The organism is Pandoraea pnomenusa, assembly GCF_040391475.1.
Taxonomy (GTDB): Bacteria; Pseudomonadota; Gammaproteobacteria; order Burkholderiales; family Burkholderiaceae; genus Pandoraea; species Pandoraea pnomenusa_C.
Genome location: NZ_JBEBXS010000019.1, coordinates 30,349 through 50,881, shown reverse-complemented (window position 1 = coordinate 50,881; position 20,533 = coordinate 30,349). Strand labels below are relative to the sequence as shown.

17 protein-coding genes are annotated in these 20,533 nt (G+C 65.6%); 3 read left to right on the top strand and 14 right to left on the bottom strand.

Annotation, left to right across the window (positions count from 1 at the left end; genetic code table 11):
* Positions 1-382: 382 nt before the first annotated feature.
* Together ABWO90_RS18690 and ABWO90_RS18685 are read right to left on the bottom strand one after the other, a co-directional pair.
* Entirely contained in the window at positions 383-1,459 is a 1,077-nt protein-coding gene (locus ABWO90_RS18690) for a CobW family GTP-binding protein (RefSeq protein WP_353192723.1), read from the bottom strand.
* A gap of 91 nt (positions 1,460-1,550) precedes the next feature.
* Complete coding sequence (locus ABWO90_RS18685) at positions 1,551-2,045, bottom strand: Fur family transcriptional regulator (protein WP_150566077.1); 495 nt, start codon at positions 2,043-2,045, stop codon at positions 1,551-1,553.
* Positions 2,046-2,201: 156 nt separating this feature from the next.
* On the opposite strand from ABWO90_RS18685, the gene ABWO90_RS18680 reads away from it, so the two are divergent.
* A complete protein-coding gene (locus tag ABWO90_RS18680; RefSeq protein ID WP_353192722.1) occupies positions 2,202-3,077 on the top strand; it encodes an EamA family transporter in 876 nt (291 codons plus the stop codon).
* Positions 3,078-3,104: 27 nt separating this feature from the next.
* Here ABWO90_RS18680 and ABWO90_RS18675 read toward each other — a convergent pair whose 3' ends face one another.
* From ABWO90_RS18675 to ABWO90_RS18655, 5 genes are all read right to left on the bottom strand, one after another.
* Positions 3,105-4,319: a class I SAM-dependent rRNA methyltransferase gene (locus tag ABWO90_RS18675; protein WP_353192721.1), complete on the bottom strand. Its 1,215-nt coding sequence runs from the start codon at positions 4,317-4,319 to the stop codon at positions 3,105-3,107.
* Between the two features lie 252 nt (positions 4,320-4,571).
* Positions 4,572-5,594: a tyrosine recombinase XerC gene (gene xerC, locus ABWO90_RS18670; RefSeq protein WP_353192720.1), complete on the bottom strand. Its 1,023-nt coding sequence runs from the start codon at positions 5,592-5,594 to the stop codon at positions 4,572-4,574.
* Positions 5,594-6,262, bottom strand: a complete 669-nt coding sequence (locus ABWO90_RS18665; protein WP_353192719.1) for a DUF484 family protein — start codon at positions 6,260-6,262, stop codon at positions 5,594-5,596. The genes xerC and ABWO90_RS18665 overlap by 1 nt, the downstream gene beginning before the upstream one ends.
* 126 nt (positions 6,263-6,388) lie before the next feature.
* Complete coding sequence (gene dapF / locus ABWO90_RS18660) at positions 6,389-7,240, bottom strand: diaminopimelate epimerase (protein ID WP_353192718.1); 852 nt, start codon at positions 7,238-7,240, stop codon at positions 6,389-6,391.
* 42 nt (positions 7,241-7,282) lie between these two features.
* Positions 7,283-8,179, bottom strand: a complete 897-nt coding sequence (locus tag ABWO90_RS18655) for a lipid A biosynthesis lauroyl acyltransferase (protein WP_353192717.1) — start codon at positions 8,177-8,179, stop codon at positions 7,283-7,285.
* A gap of 187 nt (positions 8,180-8,366) precedes the next feature.
* On the opposite strand from ABWO90_RS18655, the gene metK reads away from it, so the two are divergent.
* Positions 8,367-9,545 (top strand): methionine adenosyltransferase, encoded by a 1,179-nt coding sequence (gene metK / locus ABWO90_RS18650; RefSeq protein ID WP_353192716.1) that lies wholly within the window; start codon positions 8,367-8,369, stop codon positions 9,543-9,545.
* A 127-nt stretch (positions 9,546-9,672) separates the two neighbouring features.
* Here metK and ABWO90_RS18645 read toward each other — a convergent pair whose 3' ends face one another.
* Positions 9,673-11,037: a coniferyl aldehyde dehydrogenase gene (locus ABWO90_RS18645; RefSeq protein ID WP_353192767.1), complete on the bottom strand. Its 1,365-nt coding sequence runs from the start codon at positions 11,035-11,037 to the stop codon at positions 9,673-9,675.
* Between the two features lie 236 nt (positions 11,038-11,273).
* Positions 11,274-12,941, bottom strand: coding sequence for an isovaleryl-CoA dehydrogenase (locus ABWO90_RS18640; protein WP_353192715.1), 1,668 nt, complete (start codon positions 12,939-12,941; stop codon positions 11,274-11,276).
* Positions 12,942-13,244: 303 nt separating this feature from the next.
* Here ABWO90_RS18640 and ABWO90_RS18635 point away from each other — a divergent pair, with 303 nt between their 5' ends.
* Positions 13,245-14,951 carry a GMC family oxidoreductase gene (locus ABWO90_RS18635; protein WP_353192714.1) on the top strand — a complete coding sequence of 569 codons (1,707 nt, stop codon included), beginning with the start codon at positions 13,245-13,247 and terminating at the stop codon, positions 14,949-14,951.
* Here ABWO90_RS18635 and ABWO90_RS18630 read toward each other — a convergent pair.
* The 5 genes from ABWO90_RS18630 to pilO2 form a co-directional block, all read right to left on the bottom strand.
* Positions 14,922-15,812 (bottom strand): prepilin peptidase, encoded by an 891-nt coding sequence (locus ABWO90_RS18630; RefSeq protein ID WP_353192713.1) that lies wholly within the window; start codon positions 15,810-15,812, stop codon positions 14,922-14,924. The two genes, ABWO90_RS18635 and ABWO90_RS18630, sit on opposite strands and share 30 nt — an antisense overlap.
* A gap of 8 nt (positions 15,813-15,820) precedes the next feature.
* Positions 15,821-16,912, bottom strand: a complete 1,092-nt coding sequence (locus ABWO90_RS18625; RefSeq protein ID WP_353192712.1) for a hypothetical protein — start codon at positions 16,910-16,912, stop codon at positions 15,821-15,823.
* A 61-nt stretch (positions 16,913-16,973) separates the two neighbouring features.
* Positions 16,974-18,698: a GspE/PulE family protein gene (locus tag ABWO90_RS18620; RefSeq protein WP_353192711.1), complete on the bottom strand. Its 1,725-nt coding sequence runs from the start codon at positions 18,696-18,698 to the stop codon at positions 16,974-16,976.
* Positions 18,682-19,131 (bottom strand): hypothetical protein, encoded by a 450-nt coding sequence (locus ABWO90_RS18615; RefSeq protein WP_353192710.1) that lies wholly within the window; start codon positions 19,129-19,131, stop codon positions 18,682-18,684. The genes ABWO90_RS18620 and ABWO90_RS18615 overlap by 17 nt, the downstream gene beginning before the upstream one ends.
* A complete protein-coding gene (pilO2, locus tag ABWO90_RS18610) occupies positions 19,121-20,533 on the bottom strand; it encodes a type 4b pilus protein PilO2 (protein ID WP_353192709.1) in 1,413 nt (470 codons plus the stop codon). Before pilO2 ends, ABWO90_RS18615 begins: the two co-directional genes overlap by 11 nt.

The following is a 20,533-nucleotide window of genomic DNA, read 5'->3' as shown; positions in this document are numbered from 1 at the left end:
GTGGCGTCTCTTTCGGATAGTCCGGCGACGCCCCTGCAGCGGGTGGGGCGTCTTGCTTACCGGCGATGCCGCGGGCGGCTTCTTGGGTTACGTTCCTGCCGGACGATTTGGGCGCCCCCTTCCTGGCGGCGGCCTTTTCGCCCGTCTTCGATTTGCCTGCTGGAGCACGCTTGGCGCCCGCATCCGGCGCCGGTTCCGACCGGCGCGTGGGGCTTGCGGTGGCTGTCTTGCGAGAGGCGGTGGCCATGACGGTGCTCCCCTGCCTACCCTCCGGAATGCCGCGTCAGCTCGCTGGCGGCAGCCCCAGTGGGCAGGTATTGTAACCGAATCGTTCGACAGCCCCGGTTAAGGGGTTTCCCGTTGCCCGATTCGGCAGTCCCGCTCAGACCAGACAGCGTTCCAGCCCTTGCAGGATGATGTCTTTCGGCAGCTCGGCGCCAATGAACACCATCTTGGTATTCGGCGTCTCACCGGGTTGCCATTTCGTGCCCACGTCGCTGCCCATCATCTGGTGCACGCCCTGGAACACGACCCGGCGGTCGATGCCACGCATGTTTAATACGCCTTTATAACGCAATAAGCGTTCGCCGTACACCTGCAGGATGCTCCCCAGGAAATCCTCCAGCTTGGCGGGATCGAATTGCTTCTCGCTGCGGAAGACGAACGACTTGATGGCGTCGTCGTGATGTGCGTGATGGTGGTGGTGCCCGTGGTCGTGCCCCTCGTGGGCACACTGGCCATGATCGTGATCGCAACCGGCGTGATCGTGGTCATGGTCGTGGTGGTCGTGATCGTGCGCGTGCTCGTCGGCCGCGAGGAAATCCGGGTCGATATCGAGCTTGTCGTTCAGATTGAAGCCGTGGATATCGAAGATTTCCTTCAGATCCGCCTGACCGAAGTCGACCACCTGCTGCGGCGCGCGCGGATTCATGTGCGCGAGGCGATGCTTGAGGTCGTCGAGCGCCTCGGGCGTGATCAGATCGGCTTTGGTGATGAACAGGCGGTCGGCAAACCCGACCTGGCGCTGCACCACCTCGTGCTGGTCGAGCTGTTGCTGGCCGTGCTTGGCGTCGACCAGCGTAATGATGGCGTCCAGGCGATAGGTGTCGGCCACTTCGTCGTCGATGAAGAAGGTCTGCGCCACCGGGCCAGGGTTGGCCAGGCCGGTGGTCTCGATGACCACGCGGTCGAACTGGATCGTGCCCGCGTCGCGCTGGCTGTTCAGATCCGAGAGCGCCTGCACCAGATCGCCACGAATCGTGCAGCAGATGCAGCCGTTGCTCATCTGCACGATCTGCTCGGCGTTGTCCTGCACGAGGATGTCGTTGTCGATGTTCTCTTCACCGAATTCGTTTTCGATGACGGCAATCTTCATGCCGTGCGCTTCGGTCAGGATGCGCTTGAGAAGCGTGGTCTTACCACTGCCGAGAAAGCCGGTCAGGATAGTGACGGGAGTCATGAATGCAATGTCCTGTTGTAATGCGGCGTCGCCAATACCGCCGGAATGTCGCCCACTGTACCCGAGGTGACGGAAACCGGCAGGGAACGCGTCAGTTGGGGGCGCCCGCGCACTGGGCGCAAGTGCCGTGAATGAGCAGCTCGACCTGTTCGCCCACGAATCCCTTGGGCAGGCGCTTGAGTTCGCGCTCACTCAGTTGGGGATGCTGGGGCCAATCGTCAAGACAGAACGTTCGGTGGCAGCGTACACAACGGAAATGACCGTGTTGCGTATGCGGACGAGGAGAGGCGGCACGTTGCGGATCGACGTGCTCGGCCATGACAAAGCGGAAGATCCGGTCGTCGCCCGCCTGCTTGATGGCCCAGCCCTGGGCGACCAGCCAGTCGAGTACGCGGTAGGCTGTCACGCGGTCGAGCGGATCGGCGTCGGTGGCCAGGTCGGCCAGCACTTCCTGATGGGTGAGTGGGCGGCCAGCTTTGAGCAGCAGCGCCAACACACGTACACGCCCCGAAGTCACGCGGCCCGATTGCTCCTGCAAGCTCGCGCGGGCGGCTTCCAGATACGGTTGTAGTTGAGTAAGGCTCATGAATCGATTTAAGCACAGCCCCGCGAGCGCTGCAACCGAGTTGCAAAAACGACCGTCGCGACCATTTCCGGGGCAGATGACGACAATTTCGGCAAAACGTGACCGGAAGTGCGCAGGTAATGCGTCATACAATTGTCACAAAAAACGCCCGCCGCCATGTCGCTCACCGCTCTCGCCCTCGTCGTCACCGCCGCATTCCTTCACGCCACCTGGAATTTTCTCGCCAAACGCATCGATACCAGCGAAGGCGGCGGTCCGCAGCTCGTTTTCCTTTACGCCCTGCTCACGGTCGTGCTGTACACGCCGCTCGCGCTGTATTTCCTGATCGGCTCGGAAGCCCACTGGCCGACGGCGCTCGGCTGGGGCGTCATTACGTTGAGCGCCCTGCTGCACTATGGCTACACACTGGTGTTGCAGCGCGGCTACCGCGTGGGCGACCTGTCGGTGGTGTACCCGCTCGCGCGCGGCACCGGGCCATTGCTCTCGTCGCTGGGCGCCATCGTGCTGCTCGGGGAGCGACCGGGCTGGCTTGCCCTCGTGGGCATCGGGCTGGTGGTGGTCGGTGTGCTGGTGATTGCCGGGGGCGAGCGCCTGTTCCGTCGCGGCAGCATGCACGCCGGTGCGGGCTGGGGCGTACTGACAGGGGGCTTCATCGCCGCGTACACGCTGGCCGACGCGTATGCCGTTCGCACGCTGCTGCTCGCCCCGCTGGTCTATTACTACCTGGAGAACGTGCTGCGCGTGGTGCTTTCCGCGCCGATGGCCTGTGCGCGTCCGGGCCGCATGGCGATGCTCTGGCAGGCGAACTGGCGCAAGATCGTGCTGATTTCGCTGATCTCGCCGATGTCGTACTTCCTGATCCTGACCGCGCTCCAGTACGCGCCGGTGTCGCACGTTGCCCCCGCCCGGGAGATGTCGATGATGATCGCCGCGCTGCTCGGCGTGCGGCTGCTGGGAGAGGGCGAGATGCACCGCCGCGTGGGCGGTGCCGTGCTGATTGCGTTGGGCGTGGTGGCGTTGACGTTGGGTTGACGTCACCCGGACCAAAAAAGCAAGTGCTTACATCCGCTGCAACCAAAGCCCCTTGAGGTATTCGCCTTCGGGGAATTGCGTAAGCATCGGATGATCCATGCCGGCCGAGAGGCGACGCAGAATACGCGCATCGACAGCGGCGTCGACGGCCGCGCCCGCCACGATCTTCTGGAACAGGGCGGCATCGATCGCCCCCGAGCACGAGTACGTCAGCAACTGACCGCCCGGGCGCAGCAGCTTGAAGCCTGCCATGTTGATGTCCTTGTACGCCCGCGCCGCACGATCGACGTGATGGGCCGACGGTGCGAACTTGGGCGGGTCGAGCACGATCAGGTCGAACATCCGGCCTTCTTCGCGCAGGGCGCGCAGTGTCTTGAAGACGTCGGCATCGCGCCACTCGGCACGGGCCGCATCGAAGCCGTTGAGTTCCACGTTGCGCGCCCCGATGGCCAGCGCATCGCCCGACGAATCGATCGACAGCACGCTCTGCGCGCCGCCGGCGAGCGCCGCCAGCGAAAAACCGCCGGTGTAGCAGAAGCAATTCAGCACGTCGCGGCCCCTGGCCTGTTGCTGCACCAGCAACCGGTTGTCGCGTTGATCGACGTAGAAGCCGGTCTTGTGCCCGTTGCGCACGTCGACGTAGTACTTCACGCCGCACTCGTGCGTGGTCAGCGATTCCGGGGCTTCGGGCGGCTCGGCGCCGGCCAGTACGCCGGTAATGCTCGGCAGGCCTTCGCGCTCGCGCACGGCGGCGTCCGAACGCTCATACACGTTGGGGCAGCCCGTCGCGCCGACCAGCGCCTTCACGATGGCGTCTTTCCATGCTTCCACCCCGGCCGCCATGAACTGGCACACGAGCTGGTCGCTCTGCGGCTCGCCCGGTGCGGACTGGTAGCGGTCGACGATCAGTCCCGGCAGGCCGTCGGCCTCACCGAAGATCAGACGCGTGGCACCGGTGTCGCGCACCATCTGCTCGCGGTAGGCGAGCGCTGCAGACACGCGACGCTTGAAGAACGCGTGATCGACCGGCTCGTTTTCGTCGAACGTCCACACGCGGGCGCGGATGGCCGAGACCGGGCTGAAGGCCGCGCGTGCGAGGAAGCGACCGTCGGCGGCACGCACCACGACCGTGGCGCCGGAAGTCGGCTTGCCGTCCACATTCGCCACGGCGGTGGCGTAAATCCAGGGGTGACGGCGCAGCAAGGACTTTTCTTTGCCGGGCTTGAGGGTCAAGGTATTCATGCGGGACGGACCAACGGTTGCATTCGGAATGGCGGCAAGTCCGGCGATGGCGCCATCAACAGGCGATGTCCGGCACGCGGACAGCCTTCGGGACTTGCTGGGGAAGGACGCGATTCTACACCGACTCGGACGGACACCCCGGCGGCACCGCGCAATGCCGGATGGCGCCGGCGGTGCTCAAAACTTGCGCATGGGTTGACGCCCCGCGTCGCATTTCGGCCATTACCCCCCAGGCACGCACCGCGCATTGCCTCAGGGCTTCTTGCGTGAACGCGGGTGCGCCTGATCGTAGACCTTCGCGAGATGCTGGAAATCGAGCTTGGTATAGATCTGCGTCGTCGAAATGTTGCTGTGACCGAGCATCTCCTGCACCGCGCGCAGATCGCCGGACGATTGCAGCACGTGCGTGGCGAACGAGTGACGCAACATGTGCGGATGGACGTGCGTCGGCAGGCCGGCCGACAGCGCGTGATGCGCCAGCCCCTGTTGCACCGCGCGCGCGCCGATGCGTTTGCCGCGCGCCGACAGGAAGAGCGCGTGCGGCTCGGCCGTCGCCAACGGCGCACGCATCTCCAGCCAGTGCGCCAGTGCCTGCGCGGCCTTCTCGCCGACCGGTACGCGACGCCGCTTGTTGCCCTTGCCGGTCACGACCACTTCGCGTTCCGGCAAGTCGAGCCAACTTACGGAACGGTAGCCGTCGGCCTCGACATAGCGGTGGTCCAGGCTCGTGAGTTCCGACAGACGCAAGCCCGACGAGTACAGCAATTCGAACATCGCCCGGTTGCGAACGGCCTCGGCCGATGTGCCGGATTCGAACTCGACGAGTGCCGATGCCTGATCGGGCGACAGTGCTTTGGGCAGCGGCTTGGGTTGCTTCGGCGCGCGTACGCCCTCGACGGGGTTGGCCACGAGCGGCGTGCGCTGGGCGAGCCACGCGAAGTAGCCGCGCCAGGCGGAGAGCTTGCGAGCGATGGAACGGCCGACGAGCCCCTCGCTGTGCAGCTGCATGACGAAGCGACGAATGTCGCCGTGCTGCAGCGATTCGAGCGTGCGCCCGCGTGCGAGACGCTGCAACTGACGCAGGTCTCGCGTGTAGTTCTCGAGGGTGAGACCGGCGAGCTTGCGCTCGCTGGCCAATGAGGTGAGGTAGGCGCGGATGCCCGGCTCGAGCGGCAGTTCCGGCGCTTCCGGCGCAGCGTCGGCGGCAGCGGATGCCGCAGCACCGCCCGGCGTGCGGGCTTTCGCCTTGCCGGACGCCGCCTGCCGGGTTGCCATCAGTCGTTGGCGCGCAGCTTGCCGAGCGCCGCCCCGGCCAGCTCGCCGATCTGCGTCAGGAAATCGGTCGCCATGCCTTCGTGGAATCGGCGGGCGTCTTCCGAGCCCATCACGAGCAGGCCGAAGACCGGTCCGTCGCTCACCTGCGGGTCGCGCAGCGCGAGCAGCGCCACCGACGCCGGATCGCTCGGCGCCCCCAGCCACGTCACGGCCTCGAAGCCGGTGTTGGCGCCGCAGTACGGCGTGACGAGACTGTTCGCGAAAATCTTGACCTCTTCGCTCACGCTGCGGGCGAATTCGGCCGGCTGATACGGCGCGGCCACGCTCCACAGGCGCACGGCCGCGTAAGGGACGTTGAAGACGTCGCGCAAGCCGCGGGCGATCGCGTCGGGCAAGGCGTGCGGATCGCGCTCGCCGAGCAGGCCGAGCGTCCAGCGGTGCAGCTTGGCCGAGATGTCGTCGTTCTCGTGGCCGTAACGCATCAGTTCGGCGAGGCGTCGCTCGATCTGCTTGGTCTTCTCGCGCTGCATCTCGATCTGGCGCTCTTGCAGCGACACCGCACGCTGGCCGTGCGGGCTCGTAAGCCGCACGCCGGCCAGCAATTCGGCATGGCGCTCGAAGAAGTCGGGATGCGCGATCAGGTATTCCGCAATATCTCGGTCGTTCATGAGTGTCCGTCTGCTGTTCGTCAACTGCCGCACGCTATCCCTGAGCACAAGGATGGCCCGCGGCCGCCTGGGTCGCTAAATCAGAATCTGTCAGAAACCGGTATCGTACACGCCAGCGGCGTGGCGTCAGATCTCGATCGTGCCTTCGAAGACCGTGGTGGCCGGTCCCGTCATGATGACCGGGCCGGTGGTGCCGTCCCAGTCGATGGTGAGCGTGCCGCCATGCGTCTCGATCGCCACGGGCGTGCTGAGCAGCCCGCGACGGATGCCCGCCACGGCCGCAGCACATGCCCCGGTGCCGCAGGCCAGCGTCTCGCCGGCCCCGCGCTCGTACACGCGCAAACGTGCCTCGTGCGGCGACACCACCTGCAGGAAACCGGCGTTCACGCGACGCGGGAAGCGCGCATGACGCTCGATCAACGGGCCGTCCGTCTCGACCGGCGCCGTATCGACGTTCTCCACCACCTGCACGGCGTGCGGGTTACCCATCGAGACCACGGAAATCCACGTCGTCTTGCCTGCCACGTCCAGCGGCCAGAGCGTGTCGGCCCCCTCGCGGCGACCTTCCAGCCCGGCGGCGTCGAACGGGACATCCGACGGCGTGAGGATCGGGGCGCCCATATCCACGCTGACCTGCCCGTCTTCGCGCATCGTCAGCGTAATCACGCCCTGCTGGACTTCGACGCGCACCGAGCGCTTGTCGGTCAGCCCCGCGTCGCGCACGAACTTCACGAAGCAGCGCGCGCCGTTGCCGCAATGTTCCACTTCGCCGCCGTCGGCGTTGAAGATGCGGTAGCGGAAGTCGATGCCCGGCAGCGTCGAGCGTTCGACGAGCAACAGCTGATCCGCGCCGACGCCAAAATGGCGGTCGGCGAGGCCACGCCACTGTTCGGGCGTGAAATCGATGGTCTGCGAGATGCCGTCGATCACGACGAAGTCGTTACCGGCGCCTTGCATCTTGGTGAATTTGAGCTTCATGCCGCTATTGTAGTGGAGAAGGTCGACGCCCATCCGGTACCGTCAATACACGCCCGGCTGGCCCTCGGGGCGCGTCTTGAAGCGCTTGTGTACCCAGTAGTACTGCTCCGGCATCTTCAGGATCTGTTCTTCCAGGAAGGCGTTCATGCGGCGCGCGTCGGCGACCGGATCGCCGCTGGGGTAGTTCTCCCAGATCGGGAACACTTTCAGACGATAGCCCTTGTAGTTCGGCAGCACTTCGCCGATGAACGGCAGGATCTGGGCGCGGCCAACTTCGGCCAGTCGCGAAACCGAGGTCAGCGTGCAGGTTTCGACCCCGAAAAACGGCACGAAGGTCGAATTGCGCGCGCCGTAGTCCATGTCGGCGGCCAGCATCACCGGCTTGCGCTTGCGGAACATGCGCAGCACGTCGCGGGCGCTGTCGCCGCGCGGCATCATTTCGGCGTCGAAGCGGCCGCGCTGCTCGCGCGCCATCTCGTCGAAGGCCGGATTCGACATCGGCGTGTAGAGCGACGCACACGGCCGTTTCAGCGAGTAATTGATGAACACCGACGCCGCCTCGATGCCGACGAAGTGAAAGCCGAGCAGAATCGTGGGCGGCATGTCGGGATCGGTCAGATCGACGGCCGAATCAAGCTCGATGAGGCGCTCCAGTTTCTTGCCGTCGGCGAACCATTGCACGCTGCGCTCGGCGTAGCTGCGAATCGCATGCACGAACGACGCCTTGGCCACGCGCTCGCGCGTCGCCTCGTCCCAATGGGGGAAACACAGGCGCAGGTTGGTATGCACCACGCGTTTGCGCGAGCTGGGGATGGCGTAAAGCACGTGGCCGAGGCCCGCGCCGAAGCGGGCCACCCAGCTGTAGGGCAGCAGGTTCAGCCCGCGCAGCAAGCCGACGCTGAGGTAGTACCCGAGGGATTTCTTGGTGGTGGTAGCCATGTCGCAAGCAGGATTTCTTCAGGGGCGTATAATAAGCGACATCGCCGAGTTAACTGACAACTTGCGGGGCGATTCGAATGAGCCACCCTTTTTGGGCAGCGAATTCGACCAATTTTCCGCTAAAGCGTCGCCGCTTCCCCTCCGATGACGGCAACGTGAGTCGCCAAAATCGTTAGAGGAGCCAGAAGTGGCGAACGACTATCTCTTTACCTCCGAATCCGTTTCCGAAGGCCACCCGGACAAGGTCGCCGACCAAATCTCGGACGCGGTTCTCGATGCCATCCTGACGCAAGACAAGTACGCGCGTGTTGCTGCGGAAACGCTGTGCAACACGGGTCTCGTCGTGCTCGCAGGTGAAATCACCACGACCGCCACCGTCGACTATCAGCAAGTGGCGCGCGACACGATCCGCCGCATCGGCTACGACAACACCGACTACGGCATCGACTACAAGGGCTGCGCCGTGCTGGTCGCCTACGACCGCCAGTCGCCGGACATCGCCCAGGGCGTGGACCGTGCCCACGACGACAACCTCGATCAGGGTGCCGGCGACCAGGGCCTGATGTTCGGCTATGCCTGCGACGAAACGCCGGAACTCATGCCGCTGCCGATCTACCTGTCGCACCGTCTGGTGGAACGCCAGTCGCAGGTGCGCCGCGACGGCCGTCTGCCCTGGCTGCGCCCGGACGCCAAGTCGCAGGTCACGATCAAGTACGAAAACGGCCGTCCGCACAGCATCGACACGGTCGTGCTCTCGACGCAGCACCATCCGGACATCGCGCTGGAAGCCCTGCGCGAAGCCGTCATCGAAGAAGTCATCAAGCCGGTGCTGCCGGCCGACCTGATCAAGGGCGACATCAAGTTCCTGGTGAACCCGACCGGCCGTTTCGTGATCGGTGGCCCGCAGGGCGACGCCGGCCTCACGGGCCGCAAGATCATCGTCGACACGTACGGCGGTGCCGCACCGCACGGCGGTGGCGCGTTCTCGGGCAAGGATCCGTCGAAGGTGGACCGCTCGGCCGCCTACGCCGGCCGCTACGTCGCGAAGAACATCGTGGCCGCCGGTCTGGCATCGAAGTGCGTGATCCAGGTCTCGTACGCCATCGGCGTGGCGCGTCCGACGTCGGTCATGGTCAATACGTTCGGCACGGGCAAGATCAGCGATCAGCGCATCGCCGAGCTTGTCGAGAAGCACTTCGACCTGCGTCCGAAGGGCATCATCCAGATGCTCGATCTGCTGCGCCCGATCTACGAGAAGACGGCCGCCTACGGTCACTTCGGCCGCGAAGAGCCGGAATTCTCGTGGGAAGCCACCGATCGCGCCGACGCCCTGCTGGCCGACGCCGGTCTGCGCGCCGTGGCCTGATTACCACTCAGGTAGCACACTCACGACGACGACCGGTGCGAACCGGTCATCGCCGAAGACAAAACCCCCGCCCGGGTCACCCCGGCGGGGGTTTTGTTTTGCGCGGCGGCCTCGGGGGCGGCCTGCGTCAGCGCAACAGCTGGCGGATCATCGTCGCAAACAGCTTGCCGTAGGGCGGATTGAGCAGTCCGGCGCCGTTCCAGCGCGCCTGCCGGAAGATCGGCTTCTCCTTCGAGAACGTGCGGAAGCCCGCCTCGCCGTGATACCCGCCCATGCCCGACGGCCCCACGCCCGAGAACGGCAGTGTGTGCTCGCCCACGTGCAGCAGCGTGTCATTGACGGTCACCCCGCCGGACAAGGTGTTCTGCACCACCCGGTCGATGCGCACGTTGTCCGTATCGAACATGTACAGCGCCAGCGGATGCGGCCGCTCGTTGACATAGGCGATGGCCGAGTCGAGATCGTCGTAGGGCACCACGGGCAGCAACGGTCCGAAGATCTCCTCGCGCATCACCCGCATGCCGTCGTGCACGCCCGTCAGCACCACCGGCGGCAGTCGGCGGCGAGCCGCTTGCGGCGGCGTATCGAAGAGCGCATGCGCCGTCGCCCCCTGCGCCGTTGCTTCGCTCGCCAGCCCCGAGAGCCGCTCGAAGTGACGCGGCGACACGATGCTCGTGTACTGCGGGTTATCCACCGCGTTCGGATAGAGACGCACCGCTGCCTGCCGCGCCGTCGTCACGAAAGCATCGAGCTTTTCGCGTGGCACGAGCACGTAGTCGGGCGCGATACAGGTCTGCCCTGCATTGACGAGTTTGCCGAACATGATGCGCTCCACCGCGTGCTCCCAGCGCGCACCGGGGCCGATGATGGCAGGCGATTTGCCGCCGAGTTCGAGCGTCACCGGTGTGAGGTGCTCGCTCGCCGCGCGCATGACGTGATGGCCGATCGATGTCGCCCCGGTGAACAGCAGATGATCGAACGGCAGCGTCGAGAACGCGCGTGCGACCTGCGCGTCGCCGATCACGACCGTCACCCATTCCGGCGGGAACGTCTCGGCCACGGCCGACGCGAACACTTCGGCGAAACGTGGCGTGATCTCCGAAACCTTGATCATCACGCGATTGCCCGCCGCCAGCGCGTCGGTGAGCGGCCCCACCGAGAGCAGCACCGGATAGTTCCACGGGGCGATCACGCCCACGACGCCCAGCGGTTGCGGCACGATGGCGCGTCGCCCCGGCAGCAGCCACAGATTCGCCCAGCCATGCTCGCCGCGCATCCAGCCTCGTGTGTGGGCGAGCGCATGCTTCAGGTTGCCGTGCGACGGGAACAGTTCGAGCAAGTCCGTCTCTTCGGCACAGCGTCCGTTGAAATCCGCGTCGATGGCTTGTGCGAACGGTTCACGATACTTGTGCAGCATCGCTTGCAACGCCTGGAGATGGCGCTTGCGCGTCGGCCAGTCGACGTGCGGCGCGGCGTCGTGCGCCTGGCGCATCGCGTCGAAACGCGGCAACAGCAACGCGCGTGCAATGTCGTCGTCGATCGGCGATGCGGGTGCTGCTGCAGCGTCATGCAATCCGCCGATCTCGTGGTTGTGGCCCATGTCTTGCTCCTCCCTGCGCTCACGCGCGATGCGGATCGCATCGCACGTTGGCGTCGAATGTCGTGTTGTCGTTATACGTAAAACGAAGCGTGCAAACGGTACTAACGGTGCTAACGGTATCGGCAGCGTCAGGCAAGAAACGCCCGATCGAGCCACGCTCTTTGTGCCGCCACCGCGAGCGTGTCCGGCATCACGCCGTAGACCCGCCCGCCCGTCATACCGAAACGGCTTTCGATGAAACCATGCGCCAATTCCGAGGGCGCATGTTCGAGCAACAAGGCCGCTTGCGCCAGCAGCACGACCTGTTGCGCGATGGCGCGTGCACGCACCGCATGCGATGTCGGATCGGCCGCCAGCCAGCCGTGCAACTGCGCGAGCGCCGCACGCAGTACTGCGTGCGATCCCACGCGCTCGGTGAGCCATTCGAACCAGCGCTGCGCGACCTCGGGCTCGCGGCTCATGGCGCGCAGCACATCGAGACACATGACGTTGCCCGATCCTTCCCAGATCGAATTGACGGGTGCCTCGCGATACAGCCGCGCCAGCGGCCCCGTCTCGACGTAACCGTTGCCGCCCCACACCTCCATGCACTCGCCCGCGAGTTCGAGCGCACGCTTGCAGACCCAGAACTTCGCTGCGGGCAGCACGATGCGCCGCCACGCGCGCTCGACGGGCGAATCGTCGTCAGAGGCGCTCGCATCGAACGCGCGCGCGAGCCGCATCGCGAGCCACGTCGCCGCTTCGGACTCCAGCGCCAGGTCGGCGAGCACCGTCGTCATCAGGTCCTGATCGACAAGCTTCGCGCCGAACGCTGTGCGATGCCGTGCGTGATGAATCGCCTGCACGACACCCGCGCGCATCATCGCCGCGCTGCCGATCACACAATCGAGCCGTGTGTACGTCGCCATCTCGATGATCGTCGGCACGCCGCGCCCCGGGGCGCCGACGCGCGTGCCGTATGCCCCGAGAAATTCCACCTCGCTGCTCGCGTTCGAGCGATTGCCGAGCTTGTCCTTGAGGCGCTGGATCTGCACGGCATTCTTGCTGCCGTCGGGTCGGTATCGGGGGACGAAGAAACACGAGAGGGCATCGGTGTCGCTATCGCGCGCGAGCACCAGATGCGCGTCGCATTGCGGCGCGGAGAAGAACCACTTGTGACCGACGAGAGAGAACGCCTCGCCGCCCGCCGCCGTGGCGACGGTGGTATTCGTGCGCACGTCGGAGCCACCCTGCTTCTCCGTCATGCCCATGCCAACGAGCATGGCGTGTTTCTGCGCAAGCGGCACGTCGCGCGGATCGTGTTCCGGCGCGAGCAACTTGTCCTTGAGCATCGCATAGAGTGCGGGCGCCGCGCTCGCGAGCACGGGAATGCTGGCAAACGTCATCGTCGTGGGACACAACGCGCCCGCTTCGTTCTGCGCATGCAGGAAATACGACGCCGTACGCGCCGCCATCACGCCACCCCGCGGATGCGCCCATGGCAGCGATTGCAGTTGTGCACCGCGCAACAAACCCAGGAGCGCATGCCACGCCGGATGGAATTCGAGGTGGTCGATGCGATTGCCTCGCGAATCGAAGGATTGCAGCTCGGGCTCGTGACGGTTGGCCGTCTGCGCCCAGTCCTGCACCTCGGCTTCGCCCAGACGCGCCCCCTGACGATGCAATTCCCTGGCGTGCCAGTCGGCGTCGAACGCCGTCACGGCAGCTTGCAGCGCGGTGTCGGTCGCGTACAGGTTGTAGTCGACGAGTGGCGGCACCTGATTGGTGACGTCGTGGGTCTGCCAGGCTTCAGTCATCCGTGTCTCCCTGCCCGCTATCGGACGGTCACCCAAGTGCATCATTTCATCATAGCGGGTAGACCCGGTTGCGCCCGGAAATTAGAGGAATGCTTCACTTCGCCCCCGCGCACAGGGTTTGTCTGCCTACAATGAGTGCCGCTGCGAAGGGGTCACCGCGTCGCCTCGGACGTGCACCACAAAGAAGGTCACTCGCGGCGTGACACGAGACAGCGACACGCGCATAACGATAAGCAGAAGACCGCGAACAAGAAGTCAACAACAGGCAGTTCGAGCAGTGCCCATCCAAGGGAGGATGACAGCATGGACTACGACTACGTCATTGTCGGCGGAGGGTCGGCCGGTTGCGCCCTGGCCGCGCGGTTGGCTGACGGTGCGCCCGGGCGCACGATTGCGCTCATCGAAGCGGGCCCGCCCGACAACAGTTTTCTCGTGCGGCTGCCGCTCGGTCTCGCCGCGCTCGTGCCGTTTCGCTCGCGCCGCAACTATGGTTATCGCACCACGCCGCAGGCGGGACTCGCGGGGCGTCAGGGTTATCAGCCGCGCGGGCGTGGCCTCGGCGGATCGAGTTCGATCAACGCGATGATCTACACGCGCGGCCATCCGGACGATTACAACGACTGGGCACAGGCCGGTTGTACCGGCTGGGGCTGGGACGACGTGCTCCCGTATTTCCGTCGCAACGAGAACAACGAGCGTGGCGCCAACGCGTGGCATGGCAGCGACGGTCCGCTTAACGTGGCCGATCTGCGCACCGTCAATCCGTTCTCGCAGCATTACGTCGATGCCGCGCGCGAAGCGGGTTTTCCGGTCACCGACGACTTCAATGGCGAGCACTACGAAGGCGCCGGCATCTATCAGGTCACACAGAAGGACGGGCAGCGCTGGAACGCGGCGCGTGCGTATCTGCACAGCAAGTCTCGCGCAAATCTGCACGTCATCACCGACGCACTCGTGCAGCGCGTCGTCTTCGAGGGCAAGCGCGCGACCGGCGTCAAACTGCAACGGCGCGGTACGCTCGAAACGATTCGGGCGCGCGTGGAAGTCGTGTTGAGTGCCGGCGCATTCAATTCTCCGCAACTGCTGATGTGTTCGGGCATCGGCCCGGCGCAGCAGCTCCGCGCGCAGGGATTGACGGTGCTCGTCGACGCGCCGGGCGTGGGTGAGAACCTGCAGGATCACATCGACTTCATCATCAACAAATACGTCGGACATCGCGATCTGGTCGGGTACACGCCGGCCGGACTGTGGCATCTGCTCACACAGGGCGTCGATTACCTGCGCGAGCGGCGCGGGCTGTTCGCCAGCAATGTCGCCGAAGCAGGCGGCTTCCTGAAAAGCGACCCGGCGCTCACACGACCCGACTTGCAGATGCACTTTCTGGTGGGCATTTGCGACAATCACAACCGGCGTCCGCATTTGCCTCGCGGCCTGTCGTTGCACGCCTGTGTGCTGCGTCCGAAGAGTCGCGGACGCGTCACGCTGGCGTCGACCGACATGCGCGACGCGCCGCTGATCGACCCGGCATTCCTGCAAGCGCAGGAAGACGTCGACACATTGCTGCGCGGCGCGCGCGTCATACGACGCATTCTTGCGGCGCCGTCGCTTGCGAAGTTCGGAGGACGCGAATTGCACAGCCGGGGCGTCGAATCGGATGAAGCGCTCACCGCGCTGATTCGCGCGCGCGCCGACACGATCTATCACCCGGTGGGCACCTGCCGCATGGGGCGTGACTCAGCATCGGTGGTCGATCCGGAACTGCGTGTGCGAGGTGTCGAAGGGCTGCGCGTGGTCGACGCATCGATCATGCCGACCCTCATTGGCGGCAACACCAACGCCCCCTCGATGATGATCGGCGAGAAGGCTGCGGATCTGATGCTCGGACGCGTGTCGGGCGACGTCCGCGTGGTCTCGCCGGTGTCTTCCCCTGCCGGCACCCATGCAGAAGCCGAAGCGACATCGATGGCTTCATCGGTGCCCCTAGGGGCCCGCGCGGAGCCACAGGTTTAGGAACGACTCGCCCCACAGGACGCTCCCCATCGCGCCGAGACTCAACCACGGCCCGAACGGCAGCGGCTCGCGCAACGCGCGGCCGCGCCACATCGCGAGGGCAGCAAACGCAAGCGTGGCCGCCAGCGCGCCGAACGTCAGCATCAACGGCACGCCCACCCAGCCGAGCCATGCGCCGCATGCGGCCACCAGTTTGGCGTCGCCACCGCCCAGCCCGTCCCGGCCACTGACGGCGCGAAAGCCCGCAGCCATCGCCCACATCACGCCGTAGCCGAGTGCCGCACCGAGCACAGCCTCATCCACCGGCAGCGTGAGGCCCGCCACACTGCACAGCAATCCCGCCCAGAGCAGCGGCAGCGTGAGCACGTCGGGCAGCAGCCTGGTGTCGAGGTCGATGAGTGCGAGCGCCAGCAGCGTCGCTCCGAAGCCGCACCACGCGAACAGGGTGAGGTATTGCATCGACGGCACGAGACCCCATGCGATGCCCGCGAACATGGCGCCGGCGGTCAGTTCGACAAACGGATAGCGAACGGAGATACCTGCGCGGCAATGCACACAGCGTCCGCGCAGCCACAGGAAGCTGAATACGGGAACGTTGTGGCGTGCAGCGATGCGCGCGTCGCAACGCAGACAATGCGACGGCGGCCACGCGAGATGAAAGGCAGGGGTCACCGGCGGCAACTGCCCGGCCCACTCGGCGACGTCGCATGCCCATTGCGTCTCGAGCATACGCGGCACGCGATGCACGACCACGTTGAGGAAGCTCCCCACGAGCAGGCCGAGCACGCCCATTGCGGCGACGACGGCTTCGCGCGGCAGCGCGCGCAGGGCCAGCGAGAGGGCATCGAAAAAGCCGGTCATGGTCATCGTCAGAACATCGACTGGGCATACTCGCCCGCGGCGTGACCGATCTGCAACATGCCGCCCACGGTGAAGATGATGGTCAGACCCACAAGGGCGAGGAGCACCGAGCGCAGCGCTGCCGAACGCGACTTGATTCTTTCCGCGACTTCTTCGATGGTCATCAGCCCGATCTTGCGAATGCCGGCATCGAAGTTGGTGCGGCCCGAGTACTCGACGAGTCGATCGAACACGTCTTCGTTGAAGAGCCCCGTGTCCATCGCCTTGATCATGCTCCGGTCGCTCTTGAGCGACGCGCGCATGCGCAGCAGATGCCATCGCAGCCAGGGCGACGCTCGCGTCAGCAAGACCGAGACGGCGTCGAACACGGAAGTCTTCGCGCCGGTGAGCGCGGCGAGGGCGACGAGAAACTCGCCCGCCCGCACGTCGCGAAACACCGCGTAGGGACCGAAGGCATCGAAGCGCTGACGCAGCGGCCCCGTCCACCGGCTGAACGAGAGCGACATCAGCACCACGAGCACCGCGGGCACGCCATAGAGCAACGGCCACCAATTCGCCACGAAGCCCGACATCGCATAAAGGCCCGCGCCGACGAGCGGGAACTGCTCCGGCGGCATGATCTCGGTCATGATCGGCATCATGCCGTAGGCCACGCCCAACTGAATCGCCGCGAGCAGCACCGACATGAAAATGGGCAACGCGACCGCGCCCGCAATCGCGGCACGCGTCTGCTGCTGGAGCGTGACCACGCGCGCGAGAAAGCGCAGCGTGCCCGCCAGATCGCCCTTCTCTCCGGCCGCGATGACCACGAGATCCTCCTCGGGAATGGTGCCGGCCCAGGACTTCTGCAGGTTCTTCGAACTCGCCCTGTCGCGCCACACGGCATAGAGCGGTGCCATCGGATTGCGCCGCTCCTTCGCGCGCGCATAGCGGCGCGAGAACAACTCGAACGGGTTGGCGCCGTCGTCGATCGCGTCGGCGAAATCGCTGTAGAACTTGGCGCGATGCTTGCGGAATCGCCGCTTCGCTTTCGATAGTCCCGGATAGGGATCGCGGCCGCGCGTGAGATTGGCGAGAAGTCGGTTGGCTGCTTCGATCATGGGCCGTTGTGAAGAAGGTCAGACGAATCCCGGCGAGGGCGATGAACGTCGGGCCGGCGCGTCAAACGCTGGCGAGCCGCCGGGGCGTGAGTGTGTTGGGCGACGCCGACAGACGGGAATGGAATTTCTTGAGCTTGCAGAACGCGGCCTCGATGTCGCGCGGATCGACGAGCCCTTGCGACATCTTGTACATCGCATGCTCCATCGCGGACTTGCCGGTCATGTTCGGGCTACTGAGATCGCCGTCGTGAGAGGTGCGCCATTGCCGCTCCGCTTCCCAGAAATGGGCGTCGCGCAGCAGGTCGAGCAACTCGTCGGTGAGCTCGCACACTTCCGCCACGACCGTCTGCCCGCGCGTGCCACGCCCGTGACAGCGCTCGCATCCGGGGCCTTCCACGCGCACAATTGTCGGGTCGATGCCCAGCGAGCCGATCACCGTCAGGGCGGCCGCGTCGAGCACCTCGGCGGCGGCACGCTTGCAGTGCTCGCACAGTACCGGAATGAGCTTCTGGTAGACGATGGCCGTCAGGAAATTCGGAGCGGTCACTGCGGCGAGCGGCATGCCGATCTCGTCGCTGACCAGTCGCGTCACGATACCGAACGCGCTCGACGCGTGCACGGTCGACAGCACCTGATGCCCGGTCTCCGTCATCGACTTGGCGAAGGAGCCAGTCTCGGCATCGCGAATTTCCCCCGGCATGAGCTTGTCCGGGTCGCCGCGCAGCAGTACCTTCGCTGCGGCACCGAATGCCGATTCTCCGAAGCCGTCTTCTGCGCGTCGCTGAATCGGAATCTGCGTCATATGCGGCTGGATGTACTCGACCGGGTCTTCGATGGAGAAGAATTTCTTGCCGGAGTCGCGCTCGTAGGTCATCAGCGTGCGCAGCGTCGTCGACTTCCCCGAGCCGGTCTCGCCCGCGATGACGGTCAGCCCCGGGCTACGATGTACCGCGTCTTCGAGCATCTCGACCTGATCGTCGGAATAGCCGAGTTGCGAGAGCGTGAGCACGTCGCCTTCCATCGCTTCGTTCACGAGCAGGCGCAGCACCACGTCCACGCCGCGGTTCTCCTTCACGCTCTGAAAGCGCAGCTGGTACTTGCGCTGGCGCAACGTCAGTGGAATCGAGCAGCTCTGATGTTGCGCTTCGTCGAAATGGTTGTGACTGCGACTGCTCGGATCGGCGCGGGAGTTGTAGGCTGCCGAGACGGCGTCGAGCATGGCGTGATAGTCGCGCGCCAGACGGTCGCTGTCGCCGGTCATGCGCAGCTTGCCGTGAATGCGCATGCGCACGCGCACCTTGCTGTCGTCGCGGAACTCGAAGTGGATGTCCGAGGCGCCGGCGTCGATGGCACGCTCGATGATGAGATCGAAGTTGCGATACGTGCCGGTACGCCGTTCGTCGGAACGGTCACCGCCGTCGCCCTGCTGCTGCAGACGCGACTGCATGAGCAGGATCTCTTCCGTCGTGCCGACATAGATGCCTTCCAGGTCGAGACGATGTCTCGCGCGTACCGCCTGATCGAAACGTGCCAGCAGATCGGAACCTTGTGTGCGCACGAACGTGGTGTGCTCCAGCAACAACAGGTAGAGACGCGGCTTCATCGCCACGAGCACCAGCGAGCCGTGCTCGGCCCCTGCCAGCGTGATGCCGAGATCCTGGCGCCAGCCGAAGGTCTGGAGATCGGCCTCGTGCAGATCGGTGATGGGGCGCGCCACCACACGCGCACCGGTGCGTGTGCCCAGGCGCAGCAGCGTGGCGCGAACCCGTTCAGCGAGCGTTGCCATAGGACCGCTCGTCCGTCGTCTGCACCGGGACAGGTGCCGCACCGAACGCACTGGGCAGCAGCAAACGTTGCCGACGCGCACCACGGCGCACGTCGACGAAGTCGTCGCCGATCGCCACGATCTGCCATTCGCCGACCTTGTCGCCCTTCGTCACATTGCGGCCATAGCGACCGTCCACGCGCAGATGGGCGACCGTCGCGTTCTCCACGCTGTAAATGTAGAGCAGCTCGGGGGGCACTTCCGGGCGCGGCGGGGCGTCGTCCTGCGCGTTGGACGTGGCCGGAGCGCCCTGGATGGCGGCCTGCGATGCCTTGAGGTGTGCCCGCGCAAACGCGTCGATGGTCTCTTCGGCATTGGCGGACGCAGTTGCCGCCAATGCCAGCGGTGCGACCCAATGCGCCACACGGAGCGTGCGAAACGCCTTAGTGAACATAGTAGGTTCCTTGTGCGGAGAAGACAGGCTTGCCGTCGTCGATGGCGACCTTCAACTCGGTGAGCGACATGTTGCCCGCGCGCATCATCAGCCCGGCGACCGAGTCGAAGAAGGCCAGATGCCCGGCAATCTTCCACTCCCCTTTCGAGACGGCTGGCGGAATGTCGTTGCGCGATGCGGCGTCCGGCGGTAGCGGCACCAGCGGCGAAGGCATCGACAGCGCGATGTCCATGCCGTAATCGCCCAACGCCTGCAGACGCGCCCCCGCCGTGCGCAGGAATTGATTGCGCGGCACCGGCGCGACGCGCGCGTCGGCTGCCTCTTCGGGGGACTCGGCATCGCTTCCTGCTGCGCTGTCGCGCGGGTCCGCGTGCGGCGGCGTGGTAGTCGCAGTAGTCGCAGTAGTCGCGCTAGTCGCGGCAGAAGCACTCGACACCTCATCCGTCAGCATGAGCACCTCGCGCGCATGATCCAGATCGACGATCTGCGCGTTCGGACGCTGCGAAAGCAGCAGATCGAACGTGCCCCCCTCCTGGCGCTGCCACGCGATGTCGCAACGCTTTGCCTTGCAGTCGATCGTGACGGGCCGCCAGCCGCCGGCGTTCACCGGCAGTCGCTGTACCACACGCTGCACGTGCCGCGCGTACGAAGCGCCCGTGGAGAATGGTTCCGCCGCGATGGCCCGCGCAAGCGCCCGCTGGTAGGCAACAATCGGATCGACGCGGTTGGCGGCCGCAAGCTTGGCCTGCTGTGCACTGTCGTACCACGACCATCCCCACCAGAGCCCACCGCCCACGACGGCGAGTGCCACGACCAGCCCTGCGGCGATCTTGAGCTCACGCGCCGGGAGCGCCTTGCGCACGAGCTTGATACGCGCCTGCTCGAGCGCCTCCCGGGTCGCTTGCGCGTTGGACGGGTCCTGCCTGAGCGATGCCGCAATGTCGTCGAGCGTGAGCACGACGTCCGCATGCGGCAGGTCCATGCGCATCACGCCGACCCGCTTCACCGGCCCGTCGATCTCGGCGCACCACTGCTCCAGACGCTCCCGCAATGCCGACGCGGGTACGCTCAAATCGAGTTCGGGACGGTGATCGCGCAACGTGACGAACAACGCCATCGCCGGATCGTCGGGATCAGGGTGGAGGAAGGCGACGTTAGGCGCGTCGACGAAGGCGCCCAGTAGCGCGGCCAGCGCGTAGCAGGCGGGTGTATCGGCGGGCGAGGCACCCAAACCGGCCGCCAGACCCACCGTGCGCGTGCCCGCCCCGTCGTCGGTGACGGCGAAGTGCGAGGCGTCGCGACTGCGCGCCAGACTGCGGATCTCCGTCATCTCCTTCTGCAGGCCGATGAGCGTCTCCCACTGCGCGCCGACAACGAGGTGATTGGACAGTACGCGCGCCAT